This is a genomic window from Candidatus Harpocratesius sp., from assembly GCF_054039255.1.
The window spans coordinates 1-10,949 of record NZ_JBPLBG010000054.1; the positions used below are offsets into that span (position 1 = coordinate 1).

The window sequence follows — 10,949 nt, forward strand, 5'->3', positions numbered from 1 at the left end:
ATTAACAGTTGTCCCATTGAAACTGTTAATTTCGATATGACTGGTTGGTCTCCAGGACTTTACTGTATCGGTGCATATTTCTATACAGTTGAAAATATCACAGGTTTTTGCAATATAACAGTTGAAATCTTTGATGTTTTAAGTCCAGAAATTTACATTGAACAACCCACGTATTTATCAGCAAATTTCAATCAGACTTTAATTCTTTCTTGGACTCCTTATTTATATGGTGCGTTAACACCAGCAAACTACGAAATAGTAGATGTGTGGGGTGGTGGCACAATTTTATCAGGCGACTCAATTTATTTCAATGGCACGGCTGTTAATTTCGATATGACTGGTTGGTCTCCAGGACTTTACTGTATCGGTGCATATTTCTATACAGTTGAAAATATCACAGGTTTTTGTAATATTACAGTTGAAATTTTCCCATTTCCAGAAATTAGAATAACAAAATCTGATGATATTATAATGTATGAAGATAGTTCAGCATCAATTTGGTGGACTGCTTATGTTCCCGAAGGATATACTCCAACATCGTATCAAATAATTGAATTATCTGAATTTAATACTTTAATTACAGGTATATATCAAAGCGAACAACAAATTTCTTATTTGATAATCAATTGGAATCCTGGATTATATGAAATTGGTATCTTTTTCTTTACAAAAGAAGGACTGATAGGGAATTCAAGTATTAGAGTTGAAATTATCGAAAAAACATCTACTAATACTACAACGGATGATACAACTACTTCAAGCAATAATTCAACTAGTACTTCTAGTGATAACACTTCAGATGATGAATCATTCACAAGTCCATTTGCTTCAATTCCAGGATATTCTTTCAATTCTCTAATTATTATCACAATTAGCTGTATTATTACTTTATATCTGTTCCTTAAAAGAAAGAAATTTAAATTGATGCTTTAGTCTTTTTTCTTCTTTATTTTTCTTTATATCCCTTTTTCTTTATATTTCTTTTTTTTTATATTCCTTTTTCTTTCTCTCTCTTTCTCTTTCTCTTTCTCTTTATCTATTTGATTTCCAAGAATAATTAATAGGCTTTTTTAAAATTTTCAAGTTGTTAGTGTAAATTAGTTTTTTTTTCAGAATGAATAACCTCAATATTTCAATTTTTAAAGGATTTGATTCTAGTCGAATAATTGAGAACTGTTTTTATTTTTAAAATTAGATTGATAGTATCAAAATCAATAAATCAGGCTTAATTCAATTAGCTATATGAATTCCTTACATTATATAAACGATGAAAATTTGATAAACAATCGTATTGTCTTAATTCTTTCAGGTGGACTTGATTCTACTACATTGCTATATCGCCTACTAAAAGAGAGAAAAGAGATTTATTGTATTACATTTCAATACGGACAGAAACATGTAAAGGAAGTCCAATTTGCAATAAAAAATTGTGAAAAATTCAATCTTCCACATAAAATAATTTCTTTAGAAAAAATAACAAAAGCGGGAATATTCGGTAAAAATGCACTAACATCTGAAACAAAAATCCCACATGGGGAATATGATGGTGAATCTATGAAGGATACTGTTGTTCCCAATCGAAATATGATTATGTTAAGTCTTGCTTTAGCATATGCAATATCAATTAGCGCCGAATCTGTTTATTATGGTGCACATTCTGGAGATCATGCAATTTATCCTGATTGCCGACCTGAATTCGTATCTGCTATGCAACAAGTTGCAAAACTTTGTCATTATTGGCCAATCAAAATAGAAGTGCCCTATCTCAATATATCTAAAGCAGATATTGTTAAAGAAGGCCTAGAATTAAATGTTGATTACTCATTAACTTGGACTTGTTATCAAGGAAGAGAATTAGCTTGTGGCCAATGTGGAAGTTGTGATGAACGATTAAAAGCATTTGCAGCCAATAATGCTGTAGATCCACTTTCATATGAAGTTATCAAGAAAGGTAATGATTAAAATGCCGTTTACTGTAAGAATTTCTGATCCACGTTTGAAATTTTCCGCTTCTCACTTTCTTTATCAACATGATAAATGCTCGAGGCTGCATGGTCATAATTATTCAGTAAATGTAGAACTTACTGGTGAACTAAATGAGCATTTTTTTGTAGTTGATTTTTATGAAATAAAATCCCACCTTAGCAATATTATATCTGGATTAGATCATGCAGTTTTACTCCCTGCAAAAAGTAAATTTATCCATATTAAAGAAATAAAAACACCTGTTGATCTTGCTGATGAAATCGAAGTATATTTTAATGGAAAGCGCTACATCTTTCCAAAGATTGATGTAAGATTCTTACCCATATCGGCTACTACTGCTGAATTACTGGCTGAATATATCTTCAAACTTTTGAAAAAGCAGTTTTCTAGTTATAAATTACAAGTAGAAGTTGCTGAATCTGAAGGATCTATCGCAATTTATAAAGAGTAAAGAGAATTTGCTCTATCTTTTTTAGGTGCTTTATTTATTTCAATTATTTTTCAATTTTCACTGCCAATATTCTGATAAAAATTTTCTAGGTCTCGCTGATGTCTTTATTCAGATCAGTATTTTATATGTCAATAAACATCTCAGTAATAATCCAAGAATCAAAAATAAGAAATAAGAAATAAGAAATTTTGTAAAATAAAATATCTCATTGCTTAGAAACTTATTACTTTTTTTTTTCTATGAATAAATACATTCAAATCGGTCACTATTCGATTTATTTTGCACCTGTTAAGACCAACAGTTTTTAAGTTTTTTTGGCTGAGATAATGAATTTCGCATTTATCAACTTTAAAACCCATTTTTTGCTCTAAACACCATGCAAACAGTAATATTTGTAGTTCATCTTTCTCAAATCGATTTGATGAGTAATTACCGGTTTTATAATCAATTAAAACTTTTAAGCCGTCACGATTTCTTATCAAATCTGGTTTGAAAAAAATATTAACACCATTATATTCAAAATTCATTTGACATTCTTGATATAAAGGCATGTAATCATTAACAAATTGGAAAAAATCAAAACCTTGTCCAATTTTACGTTTATCGGATTTGTACTCAGTATATAGATTTGACAAAAATCCTTCAAGCGCTTTCTTTACATATGATAAAAGTTCATCTTTAATTTTAGTTATTTCAGGTTTTTTCTTTTTTAATTTATTATATTCTTCAAATATTAATATCACAGTATTTTCTTTTACCTGTTTCAAAACTTCAGAATCATCTGGGTTTTTTCCTAGTTTCTCCGAAATTTCAGGTAGTTTTTTTTGAATAAATGATTTAATTATCGAATGGACAATCATACCGCCTTGTTTGTGAATAAAGAGATTTTCTTTTTCACTTAAATTGTCATAATTTATTCCTTGGTTAATATATCCATGAAGATATTCAAAATACAGCGTATTAGTTTGATTAAAAATATTACGATTAATTTTTCTCTTTTTGCTTGTTTTTTGTTTAGAATAATTTGATTTTCTAACATATTGAGATTGTGAATTAAATCGGATGAATTTTCTTATGTTCTTCATATAATAATCGAGAAATTCACCTATTGAAAAGTTTAAAGTTGTTCTTCCCTTTTTTGAAAAAAAATTTTTTCCGCTGTTTATATTTTTATTTTTTTGCTTTGTTTGTTGGGACAATTTTTTCTCCTCCTTCGAATCGACAAAAATCGACTCTATAAATATTATAGATTTGTAAAATATAAATGTTTACAATTGATATGAAAAATATAATATTTTTACTATAATGTTAATCAAAATATATTACTTAATATATTATAAGTAAAATAATTATATTGTATTGTTTTCATTATTAATATAGTGCTGTATGCATGTAGAATTAGAAACAGGAAAAAACTCAGGAAAAAGCAAAAATTAGATAAAAATAAATAGCAAAAAAAAATAAATAACCGGATTGATTGGAAAATGGAAAAATTGAAAGTTCACATCTGTCCTGTAGGATTCGAGTATCAACGAATTCTGCGTGGTTTGCGCGCTTATCCTTGTAATATTCTTTATGTACTCCAAAGTGAGATAAAAAAAGACGATTACAAAAAGAAAAAATCGAAAGCAAAATACAAGAAGGATCAGGTAATTGTCGATATATCAAAAAATTTTGCAAGAAAGGTAAAAGAAAGTTATGAAATGATTGCTGAAGTTTTTATTCGGGAATGTTCCTTCATTAGATATACTAAATGTATTAAAAATCTAACAGAAGTATTAAAGGAGATTTTTGCACTTGAAAATGATGATCGAACAGTTGAAAATGTTTGGATTAACATAGGAACAGCAAGTAAACTATTTGCAACAGCAGCAATGATCGTAGCTTCATTCGATCCTGATAGGATCCATCTATTTTACGTTTCATCAAGCAATTACACAATTAATTTGCTATTTGATGAAACACAGACCCGAGAAAGCATAGTAGATATTTATCAAAAAAATGGTTTGACTTTTGGGAAAGATGGTTACGAGATTGTAGATGTTCCTGTAATTAAGAGCGTAAAACTAAGCGATTTGGCCAATAGATTTATTTGTGAAATCTTAAAATACGCAGAGATGCAAGATAAAAAGGGCGAAATTCAATCAAATTGGGTCAGTTATCTTGATATTTTAAACGGGTTAGGAGAGAAAATGGATAATAAAACAGTAAACCAAGGTCGCGCGATTAAAATGAAATATTTACATCACGTAAATCTTCTAGATGAACGCAAATTTATTAAAATAGAAAAGAAAAATCGGGAGAAGATGTTCAAATTGACCGAACAAGGGATAATTATGGCGTTGATTGCGAAGAATTTGCATATTGGTGAAAATAAATAAATCTTAAGATAATGAGTGATAAATTTTTCTATGAAAAAAATGAAGATTTTACATTATATCTCAACTTTTGCGTAATGCATAGTAAAATGTATCCAAAAAATTATCTTTGAATTTAATATTTAATTTTTATACATTGAAATTAGATTTTCTTCACTTCTCCTTTTCCAGATTTTATCTTACAAGAGGGCAGATAAGTCTTATATTTAGAAGTGAATAAAATTACATAGTCTTTTTAAGAGAAAGAGAAAAAAACTTTTAATAAAAAATCAATAGAAATGATGAAAAATTATGAGCTTAATCGATCTTTATTTAAATCAAATTGCTAAATCTTTTCGAAAGTATGAAGGAATAGGAGTGCTTTTTAAATTACATAATCTTAAAAATTTAGGAGATACTCCTGGAAACATTGCAAAAGCAAAACTTTTTCAATTATTAGAACCCGAAAAAATGAGAAATGTGCTTATGTGTATTGGAGAAACTTATAAATCGTTGAAAAATGGAGGAACTGAATATTGTATTGCTTTTTTTGGCAAAAATCTAAAGAATGAATATATCCAAGATAAAATAAAAAGGAGTTCTGCTCAAGATTCATCACAATTAAAGGGAGAATTTATATTCCAACCTCAAATTGGAGAGGAACCTCTTCCACCTTTTGGATTTATTGATTCGTATGCACACTTATTAGTTTCAGATGATGCATTTATTCCTGAAGTAAATCACTGTGGAAAATGGACAATAAAGAAAATTAATGATTCGATGGAAGATTATCTTTTGATTTTTAATGATTATTTAAAGTAAACTGCAAGTACGCTTTCTAACTCTTGAGTTGGAGGATATCCTTATAAAATTCCTTGGATGTTATTGACTTCTTTGAATTTTTCATGAATATCTTCTTAATATCCAATTAACTGCAAAATGTGAGTTTTTTCTAAAGGAACTAATTCTTTTTCAACGATAACTATTTCATTATCTAAAAGAATCGCGATGTCCGCAAATCTTGAATGAAAAGGATATTGTTGTATATATTTTTGTTGAAAAAATCCTTCTATTTTCTGATAAAAAAAAATATTATAGAGATATTAAGAAAAGCACCATATCACCATATCTTTATAAATATCTTTATGTAAATGTTAAGTGACGAGATCTTAATTTAGTAGAGTGATTACATGGTTTCTAAAAAGACCATTCCATGGAAAAAATATAAAATGTCTCAATTACGAGAAATTTCAAAGTATTTTAATCTAAATATAAAAAAACGGAAAAAGGTAGAATTTATTGAAGAACTGCAAAGAGCACGTTTAAATTATAATGAAGTTCAACATATATTGGAAAATATCGAACCTAAAACATCAGCATCTCCAAAAGTAAGAGAAATTTCTCCTAAAATGAAAGAAATCACGACTCAAAGCAGTCCTATTTTGGAAAAAAGGGTTCAAAATCTTGAATCTCAAGTTAAATATCTTATGAATAAAGTGTCGATATTGGAAACAAGGTTGGTATCACCGATTCATTCTCATGGAAATTCTAATAGTAAAGCAATATCTCAAATCATTCTAAAAAAAATAAAGCCTGGCGAATCAATTTCAGTGGATGAACTAAAAAATATATCAAAACTTAATCGTTTTCTTTGGAAAGATATTGAACATACAGTTTTGGAATTAGTTGATGATGAAAGATTAGATGTTTCTGAAGGAACATCGATAAATAAGATAAATGGGAAGATAGGTCGAATTATTCGACGTTGAAATACAAAATCGATAAAAAGTTGAAATCAAGTATGTGCACATTGTCCTGGCCAGATCATATAAAACGCGAAAGAATGAATAGAATAATTTACAAAACAGCGTTGGATCCATTTGGTTTATCTGCATATGTTCCAGGTGAACCAGTAACAGATTTCGTTGGCCGACAAAAAGAATTAGCTTTTTTTAAACAACAAATTAACAGAATTTTGCAACATGGTATAAGTCGGGCAGTTAGATTACAAGGGCCTGGAGGAGTCGGAAAATCAACACTATTTAATTATCTGAAACAATCAATTGAAAAAGAACGAGCAAAAAAATCAGATAATACAGATTACATATCGGAAGAAAACGATATTTTTTCAACTTATTTTGATGCTCCTGAACAAATGTTGGAATTTAAAGATATCTGGTATCAATTAATGGATACAATTAGGGCAAATTTTGAAACAGAATTAGGCAATGATCTTAGTCTTCCAGAATATGTTGCATTTCAAATTGTTTTTCATCTTTTCAAAGAGAATCCGAAAGAAATAGCACAAATTATATGGCCTAATACCAATTTAGAGCAAGATTTTAGTTATGTGCAATTACAAACGATAATTAAACCTATTTATGATAATGCTGCACAGATTGTTCCTAAGCTTCAATCATATTTTCGACAAAAATCTCGTAATTTACGTCCATCTTTTAAATCAATAATTAATAGAAAAACTTACGAAATAAGTCGGAAAGATACGTCTAGAATTGCCAATCTTTTCCGTGTATTAGATGAAACAGATCCAGAAGATTATTTAGATGAAATATTAAGAGGATCAAAGAAAGTTTTCCATAATAATGGCGAAATTATTCGTTTTTTTAATGATATTATGCGTTATTATGCATGTTGTACAAAAAAACAACCAATACTCTTAATTGGAATAGATGAAATAGCAAAAAGCCCTCCAAATCTTAGAGAAAATTATTTTTACCAGTTGGGTAAATTATTTGTAAATTTGCGAAATAATTTGCATTATACAATTTTCGTGTTTATATCGACAACTGAAGATTGGGAACAATTTGATATAGCTTTAAAAAATAAAAGCGATTTGCAGAGTCAAATATCAGAATTTTTAGAGACAATGATTCTATCTTCATTAGGTGTCAATGAACTCATTCAAGTATTTAAAAATCGAATGATTAGGTTTTGGAATAACTATTCAGCAGATGTATCCCCAATTGCACCTTTCTATCCATTTTCTCCTAACACTTTTTTATATGTATATCGCTATAAAAATCGTAATTTACGAGAATCAATTGTTTTTTTAAAGGAGATGTGGTTTAATTTTAAACATTATAGAAGAATCCCAAAACTCGAAACAATTTTCGAAAATATGAGAGAAATAAGAAGTTTTGATAGTAATCAAGTAGATGCTGAAACTCTTCGCAAATTTGATTGGGATATTATTCGAAAAGAATTTGAGAAACCTCTTAGATTTAATTCAAATTCAGCACGATCAAGTGCAATTGAGACAGGAATTGAAGAAGCATGGAAATGTCTGATGAATAATTCAATTAGCGATATAACTTCAGTTGAAAATAATCCCACAATCCTTTTTTCAGGTCATAAAAGAAGACCTGATGTTCTCGTTAGAATATTGGGAAATTTAGGAGCAGAATTCCGCCGAAATATTGAGTTTCAAATTAAAGCTTATGGAGATAATGCTTTTGTGGATTTAAACGAGATTGAATCATCAATCGAATTATTTCAATATCAATATACCGATTTTATTTATTTTATAATTACAGGAAAAGGTTTAAGTCCAAAAGCGAAGGAAAAAATTCAAGAGATAGAGCTAAATTATCCAGAACGCATTCGATATCCAAGTTTAAAAATTGATCAAATCAATTGTTTATACTTTTTAGCTTTATTTTATGACATTATAGGGCACACTCTAGGACATAAGAAAAATGATGAAAAATCTGCAAGATATTGTATTGAATCTATATTAGGACAAACACCTGAATCATTTTTACATGAAGTAAAACAATTATCCTATAGAGAACCTTCAATAAAAGCAACGACTCTAACATTGGAAAGAATTAAGACAAAAATCACAGTTTCTTCATTTAAATCAGATAAAATGAAATCAGAACCAAAATTTACCGATATAAAAAATTTTACTCCGCAAACAAAAACAATAACTTCCTTAACAAATTTTAAAGAAGATAAATTTGAATCAGATTGGGAAGATAAAAAGGAAACTTTAGAAGAAACTCAAAGTTGGATAAATAATTACCCTTATTTCAAACCTTATAAATTTGAATTATGTGCTTTATGTCAGTATTTACAAACTAGAGAAGATCATATTCGTTACAAGAATAAATTTACAAAAGCCACAGTTATTAAAAATGTAATAATACCAAATGCAATTTTAGATAAAGGCAAGTTTAATGAGATGGTTAATGAGTTAAAAAATCGAGGTTATTTAGTTCTTGAAAAAACTTCTTTTAAATTAACAAATATGGGTTTAACCCTTTATGAAAGCATTAAATCAACTAATTTTAAATGCTAAACAGATAATTTGATTGTCTAAAACTTACTCGCACTTCATATTAGGGAAGAAACAATGTCACTATGTTATGAAATTATATATTTGTCTGCTTCACATCAAATTTATTTTTTTAAGTTTAAATCATGAATACGCTCTTTTTGAGACTATTCGATACACTAAACTCTTTGAATCGATCTTACTAGGTCGCATAAAGCTTTGATTATCGCGAATAGGGTTTAATTCTGCTTGAATCCAATGTTAAAGCCTTTGATATATTATTTTAAGATCAAGATCAGGGAGAAGCATTAATTCAATTATGTAATTCTGTACTGCAGTGATCAAGCCAGCAATACTCACTTCATATTCATATTTCCTTTTTTTAGCTTCTTTTCTTGCTTTTGCAAGCTTGTCCTCTTCTTTCTTTAAGATTTCACAAAATGAATATAAAAATATGCAAGAGTAAAAAATCTTGCAAAAGGAACTGAAAATTGTTAGAAGAGAATTTATCAATCGATATGAAAACTTTCAGAAAGCTAATACTAACTTCCACACGCCATCGTTTAAAATAAGTTCTTTAAAACATGTTGCAAGATATTTCTTCTCACTGAACAAATTTGTAATTAAAACTTCAGTCTCTCCTGTAGGGAGTGTAACCTTAACTGCTCGCAATTTTAGAGCCTTTAATAAGTTGTTTTATTCAAAAATTGCTTTTTGAGAGCGAGGACATTTAAATTCAAGAATAGAATCACTTCTTTGTCTATTTACGAAATCTACAATAACCTTAAATGCTGCATATGTTTTAGAACGTATGCAAAACTTCAGAATATTTGCAATAAGCACTGCAAACATGCTAAAATCAATAAAAATTCTATCGAATAGAAGAATTGGATAAAGTCAAAGGTCGATTACTGTCTTAATAAAAAGTTTCGGCGTTTTAGGTTGCGATGTTAAATCTGGTTATACTTATCTATTTAAAGGTAAAGAAAATATCGTAACACATTTTATTCCAAATCTTGACGTAAATGGCCACATTGAATTCAAAAAAAATTTAAAAGAATTTTTCGAAAATATCGAAAATCCAAGCCAGAATTTCAAGCCGCAATTTAAAATGCTTCAAAATGCCTATCGGTATTACTTTACCTACTATTCTAAATTATATGAATATTATAGGGATGAATCCGAGCACAATTCTGCGTTTCAAGGTGCAGCTGACAAATACAAAGAATTCCTACGGGACATATGTAGCTTTATAGGTGAACCTTTTCTTTATGAATGAAAAAAGTGTGAATAAGTTTGGAGTAAATTTAAAAATCTCAAGTTAATAATCATTTTTTAGGAAAATTTTTTTTTGTATATATAAGCCAAATATGGAAATGATGAATAGAATATGAATTCTGAAGAAAATTCTATTGAATATGAACAAAATATCATTAATAAAGATCTTTTTAAAGTTAAATGTTATCAGGAAATTTTCAATATAAAAGAATTTAAACACATTAAAGGGATTTATAAGTTAAAATTTTATCATACTAAATTTCCTAATGGAATTGTCGATTTTTCTGTGTTTGAAAATTGTAAAGAGCTTGAACTCCATGAATGCAGTGTGAAAAAAATTACTGGATGGCCCGCAGAGATACAAAAAGTTAGACTGTTTGCATGCAAAGAAATTGAAGAAATTCCGTTTGAAAGAAAAAATGATCAAAATTTGTTAGAAATTGATTTTAATAAAGACGATGACTATTCTTCTAAAGGTTTTCTCTATTCAGTTGTAAAAAATAATAGAATAGAATTGAGTTCTAATATGCCTTATTTTGATATTGATGAGTTAAACTTGCAAAAAAACCGCTATACAGAG

At 28.4% G+C, this 10,949-nt stretch carries 10 protein-coding genes; 9 read left to right on the top strand and 1 reads right to left on the bottom strand.

From position 1 onward, the window contains the following. From ACXLDF_RS13240 to ACXLDF_RS13250, 3 genes are all read left to right on the top strand, one after another. A partial coding sequence (locus tag ACXLDF_RS13240) for a hypothetical protein (RefSeq protein WP_457559014.1) occupies positions 1–933 on the top strand: 933 nt, incomplete at its 5' end. Between the two features lie 345 nt (positions 934–1,278). Next, positions 1,279–1,962 carry a 7-cyano-7-deazaguanine synthase QueC gene (gene queC / locus ACXLDF_RS13245; RefSeq protein ID WP_457559023.1) on the top strand — a complete coding sequence of 228 codons (684 nt, stop codon included), beginning with the start codon at positions 1,279–1,281 and terminating at the stop codon, positions 1,960–1,962. A 1-nt stretch (position 1,963) separates the two neighbouring features. Beyond that, positions 1,964–2,437 carry a 6-pyruvoyl trahydropterin synthase family protein gene (locus ACXLDF_RS13250; protein WP_457559015.1) on the top strand — a complete coding sequence of 158 codons (474 nt, stop codon included), beginning with the start codon at positions 1,964–1,966 and terminating at the stop codon, positions 2,435–2,437. Positions 2,438–2,649: 212 nt separating this feature from the next. On the opposite strand, the gene ACXLDF_RS13255 is transcribed toward ACXLDF_RS13250, so the two are convergent. Continuing rightward, entirely contained in the window at positions 2,650–3,636 is a 987-nt protein-coding gene (locus tag ACXLDF_RS13255; protein WP_457559016.1) for a CRISPR-associated protein Cas4, read from the bottom strand. A 285-nt stretch (positions 3,637–3,921) separates the two neighbouring features. Here ACXLDF_RS13255 and ACXLDF_RS13260 point away from each other — a divergent pair, with 285 nt between their 5' ends. The 6 genes from ACXLDF_RS13260 to ACXLDF_RS13285 form a co-directional block, all read left to right on the top strand. Further along, positions 3,922–4,818, top strand: a complete 897-nt coding sequence (locus tag ACXLDF_RS13260; RefSeq protein WP_457559017.1) for an HFX_2341 family transcriptional regulator domain-containing protein — start codon at positions 3,922–3,924, stop codon at positions 4,816–4,818. Between the two features lie 288 nt (positions 4,819–5,106). Further along, entirely contained in the window at positions 5,107–5,616 is a 510-nt protein-coding gene (locus ACXLDF_RS13265; RefSeq protein ID WP_457559018.1) for a hypothetical protein, read from the top strand. A gap of 368 nt (positions 5,617–5,984) precedes the next feature. Then, the gene (locus ACXLDF_RS13270) at positions 5,985–6,563 is read left to right on the top strand and encodes a hypothetical protein (protein ID WP_457559019.1); all 579 of its coding nucleotides are present in this window, start codon (positions 5,985–5,987) and stop codon (positions 6,561–6,563) included. A gap of 32 nt (positions 6,564–6,595) precedes the next feature. Further along, positions 6,596–9,115 carry an ATP-binding protein gene (locus ACXLDF_RS13275; RefSeq protein WP_457559020.1) on the top strand — a complete coding sequence of 840 codons (2,520 nt, stop codon included), beginning with the start codon at positions 6,596–6,598 and terminating at the stop codon, positions 9,113–9,115. 1,097 nt (positions 9,116–10,212) lie between these two features. Continuing rightward, positions 10,213–10,347, top strand: coding sequence for a hypothetical protein (locus ACXLDF_RS13280; protein WP_457559021.1), 135 nt, complete (start codon positions 10,213–10,215; stop codon positions 10,345–10,347). A gap of 134 nt (positions 10,348–10,481) precedes the next feature. Then, positions 10,482–10,949: hypothetical protein (locus ACXLDF_RS13285; RefSeq protein WP_457559022.1), on the top strand; the 468-nt coding region annotated here is incomplete at its 3' end.

Excerpts from the sequence above, each read along its gene's own strand:
- ACXLDF_RS13250 (WP_457559015.1), top strand. The coding sequence starts at position 1,964 with ATGCCGTTTACTGTAAGAATTTCTGATCCACGTTTGAAATTTTCCGCT.
- ACXLDF_RS13260 (WP_457559017.1), top strand. The coding sequence starts at position 3,922 with ATGGAAAAATTGAAAGTTCACATCTGTCCTGTAGGATTCGAGTATCAA.
- ACXLDF_RS13265 (WP_457559018.1), top strand. The coding sequence starts at position 5,107 with ATGAGCTTAATCGATCTTTATTTAAATCAAATTGCTAAATCTTTTCGA.
- ACXLDF_RS13270 (WP_457559019.1), top strand. The coding sequence starts at position 5,985 with ATGGTTTCTAAAAAGACCATTCCATGGAAAAAATATAAAATGTCTCAA.
- ACXLDF_RS13275 (WP_457559020.1), top strand. The coding sequence starts at position 6,596 with ATGTGCACATTGTCCTGGCCAGATCATATAAAACGCGAAAGAATGAAT.
- ACXLDF_RS13280 (WP_457559021.1), top strand. The coding sequence starts at position 10,213 with ATGCCTATCGGTATTACTTTACCTACTATTCTAAATTATATGAATATT.